The sequence below is a fragment of the Tritonibacter scottomollicae genome, assembly GCF_032924845.1.
GTDB classification, from domain to species: domain Bacteria; phylum Pseudomonadota; class Alphaproteobacteria; order Rhodobacterales; family Rhodobacteraceae; genus Epibacterium; species Epibacterium scottomollicae.
Map to the genome: position 1 here is coordinate 1,777,044 of NZ_CP136704.1, position 14,521 is coordinate 1,791,564.

Below are 14,521 nucleotides of genomic sequence, written 5' to 3' on the forward strand. Positions count from 1 at the left end.
CGCCCCCGCTGCAGGCGCCCTGCCCTTGGCAGAGCACCCTGGCAGGGTTGGGCCGAGCCTCCAGCCCCCATCAGGGGCTGGAGGCAGCGCCGGGCCGAATGGCCCGGCGCCACGCCCAACGGGAGCGGATCACCCAAGTGATCCGGCGACGGGCGGGAGAGCCCCCGTCTCTGTTCTGCGCAATCGGATCGTTATTTCAAACGCGGAGGCTTGGCCGGATCTGATCCCGGCATCTGCGGCTGATAGCTTTGGGCGGCTTCCACCTTCGGCAGGTCGAACCGCAACCCCACGCGCGACAGCCGCGCCGAGATCTCCTCGCTGGCCGCAAAGAACCCCACATCCAGCGCTCCGGCCTCGATCCCCGAAAAGGTCAATGCCTCGCCGGCGGCCTTCGCCAGCGAGGCCTCGGCCCCTTCGGTTGTCCCGATAAAAGCCAAGAGGTGACCGCTGCCGCCGCTCTCATAGGTCACTGCCGCAAGATAGGCGGTCTGCGCCAGGCCGGCGGCAGTCGCCAGCTTGGCATCCAGCGCTGTCAGCAGAACCTCGGGCAGCCCCTTGGGCGGGCGCACCTCGGATATGGATGCCTCCACCTCGCCCGGCGCATGCGACAGCGTCTCTGCCAGCCAGCCCATCGCCGCCTCCGGGATCAGGATCGACGACGGCGCAACCTCCAGATTGACGCCCAGACCAATGCCCTGCCCGGCCAGCATCTGCGCGATCACCCGACCTGAAAGCGCGGCATAGGGCACGATCCGGTCGGCAAACTGCGCCAGACGTTCCTGGCGGTCGAACACCAGAACAAACTGCCCCTCGCCAGTATCAAACACCTGCGGGCTGATCCGCTCGCCCTCCGGCTCCTTGTCCAGCAGGATGAACAACTCGCTATCCGCAAGCCGCTCAAAAAACCGCAAACGGGCCGCGTCGTCGTCCGGAGCCGCCTCCATAGCTGCGTGAGCCAGATCCAGCGGGGTCAGTTCAGTCATTATCCATCAGCTCCTTCACCCTAGCACGCAGGACCGGCAGCAGCTCTGCCTCGAACCAGGGGTTGCGTTTCAACCAAGCCGTATTGCGCCAGGACGGATGAGGCAAGGCGAAGACATCCTCCGGCAGGGATCTCCAGTCCCGCACGACCTCCGTCACGCCTTTGCGGGTGCCGAGGTGATAGCGATGCGCATGCCCGCCAACCAGAATATGCAGGCGCACCCCGTCCAATGCGTCCATCACGCTGTCGTGCCAGGTTTCACCACAGATGCGCGGTGGCGGCAGGTCGGCCTTTTTGGCGTCATAGCCGGGAAAACAGAACGCCATGGGCACGATGGCCACCCGTTCACGGTCATAGAATTGCGCCTCGCTGAGCCCCAGCCATGCGCGCAACCGGTCGCCGGAGGGATCGGTAAATGGTTTACCACTTTCATGCACCCGCAGCCCCGGAGCCTGACCGGCGATCAAGATCCGTGCACCGCCCGCGAACCAGACCACAGGACGCGGCCGATGGGCCGTTTGCGTCGCCGCGAACCGCTCGGCACAGATGCGACATTCGGCAATCATTTGCTGCAGTTCCGAGACCCGCTTCACCCGTTTTCCTTTCGCTGAAATGCTGCGATACTGACCTGACCGTGCCACGTGCGATAACGCAATCGTTCCTGCTCTATGGCATGACATCGCTCAAATTCGACATATTTGCGCCTGAATCAACGCGTAAACCGTTAACGTTCCTGTGTTAGCACTCGCTGCACAGGAACGCGTCGGGTCGCTTTAAACGCCCGGCAGGGCATATGGTTCGCATCACGCGAATGAAAACACCGCCCGAGCGGGCGAACAACAAGAATGGCGCGAATGCGCTGAGGGAACATAGCAGGGTGTATGGGCACTCTGTTGATTGAGGTAAGAGACGGCAAGCCGAGCAGGTCATGTTGGAATTTGTGAACGTCAGTAAATCCTTCTGGACCGGGACCCAGCGCAAGGTGATCCTGGACAAGGTCTCCTTTCAGGTAGAGCTTGGCACCTCGCTTGGCATTCTGGCTCCAAACGGCACCGGCAAGACCACCCTGATCAACATGATGGCTGGTCTCGAAAAGCCGGACGACGGCGAAATTTACCGCGGCTGCAAGATTTCCTTTCCACTGGGGTTCATGGGCGGCGTTGTCGGACGTCTCTCGGCAATGGAAAACAGCCGCTACATCGCCCGCCTGTATGGTCTGGACCCGGATTACGTCGAATCCTATTGCCGCTGGCTGTGTGGTCTGAATGAGTATTTCGACCAGCCCCTTGGGACGTTTTCCGCCGGTATGAAGTCCCGGTTCACCTTTGCGCTGATGCTGGCTCTTGATTTCGATATATATTTGATTGACGAGGGCATGCCCAGCTCCACCGATGTGGAGTTCAATCGCAAGGCTGGCACCATTTTGCAGGAACGATTGGCAACCACGACGATTGTCATCGTCTCCCATCAGCCCAGCACGCTGGAGAAATTCGCAAACAGCGCCGCCGTGCTGTCGAACGGGCAGCTCCACATGTTTGAAACCTTGGAAGAAGCGAAACAGCTCTATGACTACGAAACCCAAGGCTAAGAGATTTCGCATCCGGCGTTCACCGTCCTCCTTCGGGGAGGCCGAGGCCCGCACCTCTGCGACCGCCCGTCCGGTAGACCCGCCACGGCAAAGCCCTGCCTCCTTTGCGGCCGCAACCGAGCCCACCGGGGCAGAGCACCAGCAGGCACAGCCGTCAGGACCATCGCCCGCGGCACCGTCGCAACCAGCCGCAAACGCCGCGCAAACCAGTGGCGATCAGGCAGCGTCCGCAGCTGCGGGCGCAGGATCCACTGACATCGAAGAGATCAAACGCGAAGGTCTCACCGGGCGCCAACTCCGCCTGGCCCGTCGCGTGGCGCAGAAACACGATTTGCCGGCGACCTCGGATTATGACGCCGTGCGCCAGCTGCGTCAGATCGGTATTGATCCGTTCAAACGCTCGAACATGCTGGAACTGGTGGTTCCGCAGTCAAAACAGGCGTCAGTGCCCGCCCCGACATCACCGTCAGGGGCCGATGCACAGACCTTGCCGCAGACAGTCAGCCGGGAGAAAGCCGCGCCTCCCACGCCCGGACACCTCAGCCCCGCTGAGCGTCGCAACCGCGAAATCCAATCCATCCAGCGTGACATTGCCCGCCGCCGTCGGCGCAAGATGGCGCTGCTCGGCGCACGGGTTGGGGCCTTCGTGATGATCCCCACATTTGTCGTGGGGTTTTACTATTACAACGTCGCCACGCCGATGTACTCTTCCCATTCGGAATTTCTGGTGCTGAAGGCCGACAGCACGGGCGCATCCGGGTTTGGCGGCCTGCTCAGCGGCACTCAGTTTGCCACCAGCCAGGACTCGATCGCCGTGCAGGCCTATCTGCAATCCAAGGAGGCGATGCGCCGTCTCGACGAAGAAGCGGGCTTTCGCGCGCATTTCACCCAGGACTGGATTGATCCGATCCAGCGGTTGGAACCTGGCGCCACCAACGACGACGCCTATACGATATACGAACGCAATGTGAAGATCGGCTATGATCCGACCGAAGGCGTGGTGCGGATGGAAGTATCCGCTGCCGAGCCTGAGGTTGCGGCGGAATTCTCCAGCCGACTGATTTCCTACGCGCAGGAGAAGGTGAACCACCTGTCCGAGCAGAAACGGGACGACCAGGTCGGCGATGCCGAGCGTGCGCTGGAACTGGCAGAACAGCAGCGCCGGGACGCGCAGGCCGAACTGGTGCGTCTGCAACAGCAGGGCGCCGTCCTTGACCCGGAAGGCGTGATTGCGTCTTTGCGCAGCCAGATCAACACATTCGAACTGCAGCTGCAGCAAAAGAAGCTGGAACTGGCCGCCCTGCAGGACAACCTGCGCCCGAACGCGGCAAAAGTCGAAGGCACCGCAGCCGATGTCAAACGGCTGGAAACCCTGATCGACAACCTGAACAAGCGGATGACGGATGCGTCGCAAGGCGAAAACTCGCTTGCCTCTCTGAGTGTCAAGATTCAGATGGCGCAGGCTGATCTCGCGACCCGCGACATGATGCTGCAATCGGCATTACAGCAGGTGGAACAGACCCGCATGGAGGCCAATCGTCAGGTGCGCTACCTCACCACCGCGGTTGAGCCGGTTCCCTCCGACAGCCCGTCCAGCCCGCGCAAGTTCGAAAATACGATTTTGGCTTTCCTGATCTTTTCCGGTATCTACCTGATGTGTGCCCTGACGGCATCCATTCTTCGGGAACAGGTATCTTCGTAAACTCATGAAAAAAATTGACATCAATGGTATCACCATTGGCAATGACTGTCCTCTGACCGTCATTGCCGGCCCCTGCCAGCTGGAAAGCGCCGATCACGCGCAGATGATTGCCGGCAAGATGAAGGAAGCCTGCGACGCCGCCGGCGCACAATTCGTCTTCAAGGCCTCCTATGACAAGGCCAACCGCACATCGCTCTCCGGCAAGCGCGGCCTTGGCATCGACGCCGGGCTAAAGGTGCTCGCCGACGTACGCGACATGTTTGGCGTGCCGGTGCTGACAGATGTCCACACCGAAGCCCAGTGCATCGTCGCCGGTGACGTCGTCGACATCCTGCAAATCCCGGCGTTCCTGTGCCGTCAAACCGACATGCTTTTGGCCGCTGGTAACACCGGCAAGGCCGTGAACATCAAAAAGGGTCAGTTCCTGGCGCCTTGGGACATGGACAATGTGGTGTCCAAGGTCGAGAGCACCGGCAACAACAAGATCCTGCTGACAGAGCGCGGCACCTCCTTTGGCTACAATACGCTGGTCGCCGATATGCGCGGCCTGCCCCGGATGGCGCAAACCGGATATCCCGTCGTCATGGACGCCACCCATTCGGTGCAGCAGCCCGGCGGTCAGGGCGGATCGACCGGTGGACAGCGCGAATTTGCGCCGGTGATGGCGCGTGCTGCCGTTTCTCTGGGCATTGCTGCGGTTTTCATCGAAACCCATGAAGATCCGGACAACGCGCCCTCCGATGGGCCGAATATGATTTACCTAAAAGATATGCCGCAATTGATTGATACATTGATGGGGTTTGATGCGCTTGCAAAAGCGGATCCGATCCGTCTCTGAGCTCCGAGATAAAGAGTACACATATGACCAAGCCTCAGCCCGAAGTGACGCCCAACACCTGGGAGTTCCTGCGCGACGCGATGATCAAGCCCACGGGCTTTCGCGAATATGACGCGCGCTGGAAGTACCCGGAAGAGATCAACCTGCCCGGCATGACCGCACTGGGGCTTGGCCTCGGCACCCAGATGATCCGCCGGGGCATCGCGCCGGTGATTGCCGTTGGCAATGATTACCGCGACTACTCCCTTGCCATCAAGAACGCGCTGATGCTAGGCCTCATGCAGGCTGGCATTCAGGTCAAGGACATCGGTCCCGCCGTGTCTCCGATGGCGTATTTCGCGCAGTTCCATCTCGATGTGCCCGCGGTCGCCATGGTCACCGCCTCGCACAACCCCAACGGCTGGACCGGGGTGAAGATGGGCTTTGACCGTCCGCTCACTCATGGTCCGGACGAGATGGGCGAGCTGCGCGATATCGTGCTGCGCGGCGAAGGAGAGCGGCGCGAGGGCGGCTCGTACGAATTTGTTGAGGGAGTGAAAGAGGCCTATATCGACGATCTGGTCGGCGACTTCAAAATGTCCCGCCCTCTCAAGGTCGTCTGCGCCACTGGTAACGGCACGGCATCGGCCTTTGCCCCTGAGATTTTTGAACGCATCGGCGTTGAGGTTGTGCCCAGCCACAACATGCTGGATTACACCTTCCCCCACTACAACCCCAACCCAGAAGCCCTTGAAATGCTGCATGATATGTCCGACAGCGTCAAAGCGTCGGGGGCTGATCTGGCGCTTGGGTTTGACGGCGACGGCGACCGCTGTGGCGTGGTCGATGACGAGGGTGAAGAGATCTTTGCCGACAAGGTTGGCGTGATCATGGCGCGCGATCTGTCCAAGATCTATCCAAATGCCACTTTTGTTGCAGATGTGAAATCCACCGGCCTCTATGCGTCTGATCCCGAGCTGCTGAAAAACGGCGTGAAGGCCGATTATTGGAAGACCGGCCACAGCCACATGAAGCGCCGGGTGAAGGAAATCGGCGCGCTGGCTGGCTTTGAGAAATCCGGCCATTACTTTCTCGCGGAACCGATCGGTCGCGGCTATGACTGCGGCATGCGCGTCGCGGTCGAGGTCTGCAAGATGCTGGACCGCAACCCCGACATGAAGATGTCCGACCTGCGCAAGGCGCTGCCAAAGACCTGGGCGACGCCCACCATGTCCCCCTACGCCTCTGACACCGAAAAATACGACATACTCGCACGTCTGGTCGACAAGCTGGTCGCCAAACACGCCGCCGGAGAGACAGTTGCCGGCCGCGCCATTCAGGACGTCGTCACGGTGAACGGCGCTCGGGTGATCCTCGACAATGGCTCCTGGGGTCTGGTGCGCGCCTCATCGAACACGCCCAATCTGGTGGTGGTCTGCGAAAGCTCTGAGAGCGAAGCCGAGATGCGCGCGATCTTTGCCGATATCGACGATGTCATCCGCACCGAACCGGGCGTTGGCGATTACGACCAAACCATCTGAGCACGCCCTCAGCGATGAAGACCAAAGAGGCCGCGCCTTCCTTTCCGGAGACGCGGCCTTTCTCATGTCATATCGCGAACCAGCGCGACGGCACCCTTCAGCTTTTCTCAAATACCTCGGGGTCCGGGGCAGCGCCCCGGTCCATACTCGCCTCAGTCGCCTCCGAGGAACTTCAGCAACTGCTTGCGTGCTTCTTCCTCAACGCGGCGCTTCAGCGCGTCATTGACGTCTTGTTCAGTTTCGACCGGCACGCCCAGCTCCTCGCTCAACTTGTCACGCACCGCTTGCTTGGCCTTTTCCTCAGCCTCATCCAGCTTCGGCTGCACCAGTTTGCTCAGATCCGGCTTGATCTCCGGGTCGAACCAGGACCCACGGATCCGCACCGGCACAGAAATGCCCGACGACGTATCGCTGGCGAATGCCGTAGGGGTGAAGGTGTAATCCAGATCCTGCGCGCCAAGCCCCACACGGCCCTCACCTTCGGCCTTCAGCACCTTGAGCGCAGCCCGCAGATCATCATTGCGCAGGGTGCCATCTTCCATCGCGAAACTGGCCGTCAGCCCCTCAAAGATGGTGGAACCGCCATTGCCCCCGTCCGGGTCCATGATCGCCTGCAAGTCAAAGCCGGTGAAAAACCCTTTGCCAAGCTCCACGTTGCCCTTGCCATCCAGCGAGCTCATGATCTGGTCCATGGAATTGCCAACACCTAGGAAATTCAGCGCCCCGGATGCCTCGCCGTGCAGCTTGTCATATCCCGCCAGCTGGCCCAGCGCCTCCTGCATCTGCACCTCGGCAAAGCTCAGCCGCCCGGCGACCGACAGGCCGTTGCGGTTGTTGGCAATCAACTCCCCCTGTAACGCGCCGCCGAAGGCCTGCACCGGCAGCAACGACAGCACCGCACGCGCGCGCTCAACCGCCACCGTCAGCCGGCTTGGTCCAAGCGTCAGCGAGGAGGTTTTCAGCCCCTGCACATCCAGCGAAATCTGCCCGTCCAACAGCGCAAGGGCCGAGGCATCAATCGGCTCTGTCGACCAGCCCCGCGCCGCAGCGCCGCCCGTCCCTGCGTCCCCGGCGGAGGGCGCCGGTGCAGCATCCAGCGCACTTAGATCGAGCACATCGCCCTTCAACGCTGCCGTCAGCTGCAGCGGCGAGGCGCTTGTGTTCACATCAGCCTCCCCCGTCACCGTGTTCTGATCCAGCGACAGGCTCAGGTCACGCAGCGCGATGCGGCCGTCCGGCGTATAGGTGGTGTCGGCAGCAAATTCGACCGTCCGGCCCAGCCCCTGCGGGATCTCTGCCGGTGCAAGTCCCAACGCCGCCATCAACGCGCTCGTGTCCTCGCTGGCGCCCGTCACACGTCCGTCAAATGCGCCGGTCAGATCCGCCCGCCCATCCAGCCGCGCCTTGCTGGCCTGTGTCGTCACCGTCGCCCCGACCGAGGCCACCTGCCCCAGCAGGAATTGCTTGAAGCTCCCCACTTCCCCCTGAACCCGCACCGGTTTTCCCGATGGGCGCACTGTCAGATCTATCGTCGCGGTGCCGTTGGGATCAGGCCACAGCAGGTTCAGGTCCACCTGGCTCATCTCGATCACGTCCTGACCATGCGGTGCATAGCGCAGCGAAGCCCCGTTCAGCGTCACCGCCTCGATCGCAAAGGAGGCGCTCTCATCCGTCGCGCTCTCACCCGCTGCGCCCGCTTCGGCCTGTGCGCTTTCAAACACCCAGTTGCCCGTCCCGTCCTCGCGGGTTTCCAGGTTGAGATGCGGCACGATCGCCGTCAGCTCGGTGATGCGCACATCGCCCCGGATCAGATCCGCCGCATCCACGCCGATCACCAGCCGCCCGGCGGTCAGCATCGGCTCCGGCCCCGCCCAATCCGCATTGGCAAGCGCCACGGTGTCGGCCTGAATGCCCAGCGTCGGCCAGAGCGAGAATCGCACGTCACCGCCAAACACCACCTGCCGACCGGTCTGCTTTTCGATCTGCTGCCCCACCAGCTCTGCCAGCTTCTGCCCCGGAATAAACGCCAGAATGGCAAAGGCCGCAGCGACGGTCAGAACGAGGGCGGTAAGAAGACGAAGGATCAGGCGCATGGCTCGTGGCCCCTTTTTGGGAATTCAGCGGATGTCTGGCCCAAGTTCAGGGCTTTGCACCAGATTACAACCCTCACCCGCGGGATCAATCCGGCCGTGTCCTCAAAACCATGGCTCAGCGCAGCCGGAACCTCTGGCGCAACCCCAGACCGAGGAAAAACAGCAGCGGCAGTGAAAACACGGTTTGCAGGCCACATAGCACCTGCGCCCAACGGGGGAGCTCTGTCAGCACATCGCCCAGAAACACCCGACCAAAGCCAAAGAGCGGAAAGAGGTTGGAAAAGCTGAGCGCCGCCGCCGTGCCAAGATCGCTCTGAGTGAGTACGGATGCTGCGCCGGGAAAGGAGAACACCGCCCAAAGCACCGCCATCCCTAGAAACCAGAGACCGAGCAGACCAATCAAGGGCCGCTGGATCGAATACCCAAAGTCAGACAGCCAGCCGTACAGCAGATAAGGCAGCCGCTCGGTGAAGCTGCGTCCTGCGCTTGCCATCCCGGCAAAGCGCATTTCCCGGCGAAAGAAGAAATGCGCGTCCTCCGGCAGCCCTTGCTGGGTCAGCACATGCCGGATGGTGGCACAGCTTTCGCGCGCACTGACCGGGTCCTGTTTGGTTTTCTCGGGCCAGTAGGTCTGCCCCTCAAGGTCTTCATCTTCGGAAATCTTATCCGAAGTCGGCAGCATCCGCGCGGTGAAGCTGGTCTTGTCATGCAGCACCGCGCCCGAGAAATCTGGATAGCCATCACAGAACAACGCCTGACGAAAGGAGGTTGGTTTTTCAAGCTGACAGTCTCTGAAATCCGGGATGCAGGGTTCTTCAGTAGAACTCCCAAAACGGGTTCCTGTGAAATAGGCAAAGCCGCTGAACGTGGCCGAGATGAACCGAGCGCCCTGCGTGAACGTCGCCGAGATGAACCGAGCGCCCTGCGTGAACGTCGCCGAGATGAACCAAGCGCCCTGCGTGAACGTCGCCGAGTTCGAACCAAGCGTCCTGCGTGAACGTCGCCGAGTCGAACCAAGCGTCCTGCGTGAACGTCGCCGAGTTCGAACAGAGCGTCCTGCGTGAACGTCGCCGAGTTCGAACCAAGCGTCCTGCGTGAACGTCGCCGAGATGAACCAAGCGTCCTGCGTGAACGTCGCCGAGATGAACCGAGCGCCCTGCGTGAACGTCGCCGAGTTCGAACCAAGCGTCCTGCGTGAACGTTGCCGAGTTCGAACAGAGCTCTGGAGGCAAAAACAGCCTTCTCCAAAACAACTGTATTGGAGAAGGCTGTTTTTGACAGCTCTATCGGGCCTTCGGGAGCGGGGAGATCTGGTACGTCGTCGACCTTTGGATTGCGGCGCTGATACTCCGCTACGAACCGTGCCTTGATCTCCTCTGCCAGTCCGTCCCAGGCCTCCAGCTCTGACATATCGATTTCAGAACTCTTCGCCGCCGCTTCGCGTTCCTCAGCATTCAGCGCGTGTCCCGACCACGCATTCCACGCCCGGCGGTTCTTTTCGTGCAATTCCCGATCAACTTCCTCTCCCTCCTGCTCGCCATAGAGCGTCATCAGGATGTACCAGGGGTTTTCATTGGCCGGGCGCAGGCCCTTCGGGGTCTTTGGTGGGCGCGTGTCGGCGGAATCGGGCATCAAAGTCTCACGTCATTGCAAATCAACTGCCCGGAGCCTAGCGCAGCTTTTGTGTTCCGCGAAAGGCAGATGGCCGCCCCGCCTCGTCAATCAGGGGCACATTGCGCGCAAACCCCCTATTCCCTTGACCGCGCGCGCGGTCTATAGGACGGCCATGACCAGCAATCCGCCAGATCTCCGCCCCGACCTCGCGCCGAAACCCTCCTTTGGCGCCGCCCCCCGCAAGGACCAGCCGAGCCTCGGCATGGTCTCCCTCGGCTGCCCCAAGGCGCTGGTGGACAGCGAACGCATCCTGACGCGACTGCGCGCCGAGGGTTATGGCATCTCCGCCGATTACGCCGGCGCCGATGCGGTGATCGTCAACACCTGCGGCTTTCTCGACAGTGCCAAGGCCGAGAGCCTGGAGGCCATTGGCGAGGCGCTGAAGGAAAACGGCAAGGTCATCGTCACCGGCTGTCTGGGGGCCGAACCCGATTACATCCGCGAACACCACCCGCGCATCCTCGCCGTGACCGGCCCGCATCAATACGAACAGGTGCTGGATGCGGTGCATGCCGCCGTGCCGCCCAGCCCGGACCCGTTTGTGGACCTGCTGCCCGCCACTGGCGTCAGCCTCACACCGCGCCATTTCAGCTATCTGAAGATCTCAGAGGGCTGCAATCACAAGTGCAAGTTCTGCATCATTCCGGACATGCGCGGCAAACTGGCCTCGCGTCCGGCCCATGCGGTGCTGCGCGAGGCGGAAAAGCTGGTTGGCGCCGGCGTCCGCGAACTCTTGGTGATCAGCCAGGACACCTCCGCCTATGGTCTGGATCGCAAATATGACGTGAACCCATGGAAGGACGGCGAAGTCCGCAGCCATATCACCGACCTCACCCGCGCCCTGGGGGAACTGGCCCCGGCGGAGGAGCTGTGGGTGCGGCTGCATTACGTCTACCCCTACCCATCTGTGCGCGAGCTGATCCCGCTGATGGCCGATCCCGCCAACGCGGTGCTGCCCTATCTCGACATCCCCTTCCAGCACGCCCACCCGGATGTGCTGCGCCGCATGGCCCGCCCTGCCGCTGGCGCCAAGACGCTGGACGAGATCCGCGCCTGGCGCGATATCTGTCCCGAGATCACCCTGCGCTCCACCTTCATCGTCGGCTATCCCGGCGAGACGGAAGCCGAATTCCAGCATCTGCTGGACTGGATGGACGAGGCGCAGTTGGATCGGGTGGGCTGCTTCAAATACGAAAACGTCGATGGTGCGCGCTCAAACGCGCTGCCGGATCACGTGCCCGAGGAGCTGAAGCAGGAGCGCTGGGAGCGGTTCATGCAGAAGGCGCAGGCAATTTCCGAGGCCAAGCTCGCCGCCAAGGTGGGTCAGACCATGCAGGTTATCGTGGACGACATCGACGCAGACGGCATCGCCACCTGCCGCACCAAGGCCGACGCGCCGGAGATCGACGGCAACCTGTTCATCGACGAGGGCACCGATGCGCTGAACGTTGGCGATCTGGTGACGGTCGAGGTGGACGAGGCCGGGGAGTATGACCTCTGGGGCGCACTGCGCTAACCACAATAGCCTCCTCTTGTCTGGCCGATAGGCCGGACAGCCCCCGACCTCCACGTCAAACCGTAGGTTTGCCTCCGGCAAAACGAGAGGGGGGGGCGTCACCCCCACCCGAGGTCGGGGCCGTCTTACATGTAATTCAACCAAAGATTTCGAGCTAGGCGCTGACCGAGAGTCAGCGCTTAAGCGAATCGCATCAGCATTTAGCGCTACTCATCCGGCCCTGCACTAAATGCAGACCGGGCATGCGCGGCTTCTCGCCACCATTCGAATTCGCGCCTCATACCCCTTGACAGCCCTTGAAAATAAGCGCATTTCGGCAGAAGGCAGACACCGAGAGCTATCGTTTAACGAATTATTGAATTTTAGACAGCTTGTGGCTATAAAAATAAAAGGCGAGGCACGCAGATCGCGGCCTCGCCTTTTGAAAAGAGGCCATGGTCCAAGCAACCCTTTCGGCCTGCCTCGTCCCAACATGCATCTCTCTCCTGACAAAGTGAGTGTATGTTTGGGACGCGGAAAATTCAATGGTTGCTGATTTGGCAACATGGAGGTTTTCCATGCCGCAGAAGAAATCGAGCCCCCGGCTCACCCCCACTCTCGCCGCTTACATCAAGTGGCTTTGGCAATTCACGCCGCTCAACCAGGCTCAGATCGCGTCCCTCCTTGGCGCATTGAACCAAGGACGCGTCTCGGAGGTCATCAATGGCCATCGCTTTCCCGAAGTCGCACCGCGGGAATATGCAGGGTGGAACGCATGACCAAAATCAAGGGCAACAATGATGGCCCCGGCGGCCGCAATGAGACCTACGACATCGGTCGACGCAAAGACGTCCCCCGCAGCAAAGCAGTCAAGGAAGTCGAGCAGGGCCTGCACCCGGACGCCCACGTCATCAAGGTGAAGAAACGCAAGTACGTGCGGGACAATCCTGATCGGTCCAAGTCTGACAACGTGAACAGGTGACACTGCGCCTCACGGGCGTCGAACACCTAGTATCAAGATAAAGGAAGCGCCGCCCGACAAATCCGGAAGGGCGGCGCATTTCGTTGTTCAGTTTGTGTTGTATTCTGAGTGAAGACTTCGGTCCTGCTTGCTGCTTCGCCCCGGCCCGGACCCTACTCCGCCGCCACCGCGTGCTCTTCCTTCAGATAGGCGAGCAGATCGGCGTTGCGGCAGTAATCCGGCGTGCGCTCGATCTCGCCCTCAAGGCTTGCCAGTTTGCGATCACAGACCTGCGGGCAGGCGCAGCGGGTGCAGCGCAGCACCGCCTCGGCGATTTCCTCGAACTGCAGGGTACCGCTGACCGCCTCTTCCTCAAGGTCCAGCCCCATGGCCTTGCCCATACGGTCAAAGAGGGCCGCGTGTGTCTTCAGCTGTTCCGGGTCGGTCATGATACGCGCTCCTGATCCTGTTCACGCGGATCACTCTGCCAGCGCGCAGGGGCGGACGCCTTGATGCAGGTCAAATAGACCTATGGCCACAGCGCCTCGCTCAGCGGGCCTCCAGATAGGCGCGCACCGCGTCCTGCACCCGGCGAAAGCGATCTCCGCCCAGCTTCTTGCCGCCATACCAGCGGGTGACGATGATGACGTGATCCGATAGCCCCTCGCGCTCCATCATCCGCAGGATCACCATGCCGGCGCCGCTCTCGCCATCGTCGGCCTTGAGGGCGCCGGTGGGCAGCATCGCCGCCCAGGTGTTGTGGGTGGCCTTGGCATAAGCGCGCTCCGTCTTCAGCGTCGCAAGCACCGCATCCACATCCGCGCGACTGCCCACCGGAGCACCGGTGACCGCATACTTAGAGCCGCGATCCGTCAGCACCACGCCAAGTTTCGTCAACCCCACGGGCGCAGCGTCCGGGTTCTTCGTCATCATCAGCCCTCAGTTCAGACCGTATTTACGGATGGTTTTCTTGACCACCAAGATGCGGTCGGGGTTGGCCGGATGCGTGCCCAGAAAGGCATCCCCCGGATCCGGGATGGCATCGAAGAACTGGACCCCGATGCTGGGACGATAGCCCGCCAGATGGGTAATCACCGTGCCCAGCGCATCCGCTTCCAACTCAAACGCCTTTGAATAGCTGCGCGCGCCCACCACAGCGCCCACATACTGCGCATTGGCGATTTCCTCCGGCGTGCCCCCTTCAAGCGAGACCAGCTCCCCCAGAAACACGGCCCCCTGCACGGCATTGCGCCGCTGCTGGTCCAGATGGCCGAGGATATGATGCGCCACCTCATGGCTCATCACAAAGGCCATCTCGTCCGGGTTCCTGAAGCTCTCGAGCATGGACGCCGTGAAGATCACCAGCGGACGCCCGCTGCGGTCCACCGACTGAAAGGCATTGGCAGGCGCCTTGGGGTCCATATCCAGTTGCAACTCGAAGTCACAGTTGCGGTTGGGATTGCGCTTGCGGCATTCGGCCTCGGCCACCGGCTCCACATCCTGCGCCACCGCGACAAAGGCGCGATAGGTCGGGTCATCGGCGGTGATACCGGCACAGCCGGCAACCCACAGGACAATGAGAATCAAGAAACGACGCATGACATTCCACGGTTGAACACACTCAGGCTAGCCCGGTTCCGGGCGAGGGTGCAATCAACTGGCGCGGTT

General features: G+C 61.6%; 14 protein-coding genes and 1 pseudogene. 7 read left to right on the forward strand and 8 right to left on the reverse strand.

Translation table 11 applies throughout. The features are described from left to right. Positions 1 to 191: 191 nt before the first annotated feature. Together R1T40_RS09130 and R1T40_RS09135 are read right to left on the reverse strand one after the other, a co-directional pair. A complete protein-coding gene (locus tag R1T40_RS09130; protein WP_317386689.1) occupies positions 192 to 983 on the reverse strand; it encodes an SseB family protein in 792 nt (263 codons plus the stop codon). After that, positions 976 to 1,548 (reverse strand): uracil-DNA glycosylase family protein, encoded by a 573-nt coding sequence (locus tag R1T40_RS09135; RefSeq protein WP_317386967.1) that lies wholly within the window; start codon positions 1,546 to 1,548, stop codon positions 976 to 978. The genes R1T40_RS09130 and R1T40_RS09135 overlap by 8 nt, the downstream gene beginning before the upstream one ends. A gap of 362 nt (positions 1,549 to 1,910) precedes the next feature. On the opposite strand from R1T40_RS09135, the gene R1T40_RS09140 reads away from it, so the two are divergent. Genes R1T40_RS09140 through R1T40_RS09155 form a run of 4 tightly spaced genes read left to right on the forward strand, consistent with a single transcriptional unit; the run spans position 1,911 to position 6,630 of the window. Then, positions 1,911 to 2,570: an ABC transporter ATP-binding protein gene (locus tag R1T40_RS09140; protein ID WP_106162973.1), complete on the forward strand. Its 660-nt coding sequence runs from the start codon at positions 1,911 to 1,913 to the stop codon at positions 2,568 to 2,570. Further along, a complete protein-coding gene (locus R1T40_RS09145; RefSeq protein WP_317386690.1) occupies positions 2,548 to 4,272 on the forward strand; it encodes a capsule biosynthesis protein in 1,725 nt (574 codons plus the stop codon). Before R1T40_RS09140 ends, R1T40_RS09145 begins: the two co-directional genes overlap by 23 nt. A gap of 4 nt (positions 4,273 to 4,276) precedes the next feature. After that, entirely contained in the window at positions 4,277 to 5,110 is an 834-nt protein-coding gene (gene kdsA / locus R1T40_RS09150; RefSeq protein WP_317386691.1) for a 3-deoxy-8-phosphooctulonate synthase, read from the forward strand. Positions 5,111 to 5,133: 23 nt separating this feature from the next. Next, positions 5,134 to 6,630, forward strand: a complete 1,497-nt coding sequence (locus R1T40_RS09155) for a phosphomannomutase/phosphoglucomutase (protein ID WP_317386692.1) — start codon at positions 5,134 to 5,136, stop codon at positions 6,628 to 6,630. A gap of 152 nt (positions 6,631 to 6,782) precedes the next feature. Here R1T40_RS09155 and R1T40_RS09160 read toward each other — a convergent pair whose 3' ends face one another. The 3 genes and pseudogenes from R1T40_RS09160 to R1T40_RS22280 all read right to left on the reverse strand — a co-directional run. Further along, complete coding sequence (locus R1T40_RS09160; protein ID WP_317386693.1) at positions 6,783 to 8,723, reverse strand: AsmA family protein; 1,941 nt, start codon at positions 8,721 to 8,723, stop codon at positions 6,783 to 6,785. A gap of 115 nt (positions 8,724 to 8,838) precedes the next feature. Continuing rightward, positions 8,839 to 9,474 carry a hypothetical protein gene (locus R1T40_RS09165; protein WP_317386694.1) on the reverse strand — a complete coding sequence of 212 codons (636 nt, stop codon included), beginning with the start codon at positions 9,472 to 9,474 and terminating at the stop codon, positions 8,839 to 8,841. Between the two features lie 93 nt (positions 9,475 to 9,567). After that, positions 9,568 to 10,116, reverse strand: a pseudogene (locus R1T40_RS22280) (pentapeptide repeat-containing protein); the annotation flags it as partial. 393 nt (positions 10,117 to 10,509) lie between these two features. Here R1T40_RS22280 and rimO point away from each other — a divergent pair. From rimO to R1T40_RS09180, 3 genes are all read left to right on the forward strand, one after another. Beyond that, positions 10,510 to 11,913 (forward strand): 30S ribosomal protein S12 methylthiotransferase RimO, encoded by a 1,404-nt coding sequence (gene rimO / locus R1T40_RS09170; protein WP_317386695.1) that lies wholly within the window; start codon positions 10,510 to 10,512, stop codon positions 11,911 to 11,913. A 557-nt stretch (positions 11,914 to 12,470) separates the two neighbouring features. After that, the gene (locus R1T40_RS09175) at positions 12,471 to 12,671 is read left to right on the forward strand and encodes a hypothetical protein (protein ID WP_317386696.1); all 201 of its coding nucleotides are present in this window, start codon (positions 12,471 to 12,473) and stop codon (positions 12,669 to 12,671) included. After that, complete coding sequence (locus R1T40_RS09180) at positions 12,668 to 12,874, forward strand: DUF3892 domain-containing protein (RefSeq protein WP_317386697.1); 207 nt, start codon at positions 12,668 to 12,670, stop codon at positions 12,872 to 12,874. The genes R1T40_RS09175 and R1T40_RS09180 overlap by 4 nt, the downstream gene beginning before the upstream one ends. A gap of 152 nt (positions 12,875 to 13,026) precedes the next feature. Here the strand turns inward: R1T40_RS09180 and R1T40_RS09185 are convergent, their stop codons facing one another. The 3 genes from R1T40_RS09185 to R1T40_RS09195 form a co-directional block, all read right to left on the reverse strand. Next, positions 13,027 to 13,302: a DUF6455 family protein gene (locus R1T40_RS09185; protein WP_317386698.1), complete on the reverse strand. Its 276-nt coding sequence runs from the start codon at positions 13,300 to 13,302 to the stop codon at positions 13,027 to 13,029. Between the two features lie 100 nt (positions 13,303 to 13,402). After that, on the reverse strand, positions 13,403 to 13,783 hold the full coding sequence (locus tag R1T40_RS09190; protein WP_317386968.1) for a YigZ family protein: 381 nt from the start codon (positions 13,781 to 13,783) through the stop codon (positions 13,403 to 13,405). 9 nt (positions 13,784 to 13,792) lie between these two features. Then, positions 13,793 to 14,452: a M48 family metalloprotease gene (locus R1T40_RS09195; RefSeq protein WP_106162982.1), complete on the reverse strand. Its 660-nt coding sequence runs from the start codon at positions 14,450 to 14,452 to the stop codon at positions 13,793 to 13,795. Between the last annotated feature and the right edge of the window lie 69 nt (positions 14,453 to 14,521).

Coding starts and splice junctions, on each gene's coding strand:
- R1T40_RS09135 (WP_317386967.1), bottom strand. CDS start 1,548: ATGATTGCCGAATGTCGCATCTGTGCCGAGCGGTTCGCGGCGACGCAA.
- R1T40_RS09180 (WP_317386697.1), top strand. CDS start 12,668: ATGACCAAAATCAAGGGCAACAATGATGGCCCCGGCGGCCGCAATGAG.
- R1T40_RS09175 (WP_317386696.1), top strand. CDS start 12,471: ATGCCGCAGAAGAAATCGAGCCCCCGGCTCACCCCCACTCTCGCCGCT.
- R1T40_RS09190 (WP_317386968.1), bottom strand. CDS start 13,783: ATGACGAAGAACCCGGACGCTGCGCCCGTGGGGTTGACGAAACTTGGC.
- R1T40_RS09160 (WP_317386693.1), bottom strand. CDS start 8,723: ATGCGCCTGATCCTTCGTCTTCTTACCGCCCTCGTTCTGACCGTCGCT.
- R1T40_RS09140 (WP_106162973.1), top strand. CDS start 1,911: ATGTTGGAATTTGTGAACGTCAGTAAATCCTTCTGGACCGGGACCCAG.
- R1T40_RS09130 (WP_317386689.1), bottom strand. CDS start 983: ATGACTGAACTGACCCCGCTGGATCTGGCTCACGCAGCTATGGAGGCG.
- kdsA (WP_317386691.1), top strand. CDS start 4,277: ATGAAAAAAATTGACATCAATGGTATCACCATTGGCAATGACTGTCCT.
- R1T40_RS09155 (WP_317386692.1), top strand. CDS start 5,134: ATGACCAAGCCTCAGCCCGAAGTGACGCCCAACACCTGGGAGTTCCTG.
- R1T40_RS09185 (WP_317386698.1), bottom strand. CDS start 13,302: ATGACCGACCCGGAACAGCTGAAGACACACGCGGCCCTCTTTGACCGT.
- rimO (WP_317386695.1), top strand. CDS start 10,510: ATGACCAGCAATCCGCCAGATCTCCGCCCCGACCTCGCGCCGAAACCC.
- R1T40_RS09195 (WP_106162982.1), bottom strand. CDS start 14,452: ATGCGTCGTTTCTTGATTCTCATTGTCCTGTGGGTTGCCGGCTGTGCC.
- R1T40_RS09145 (WP_317386690.1), top strand. CDS start 2,548: ATGACTACGAAACCCAAGGCTAAGAGATTTCGCATCCGGCGTTCACCG.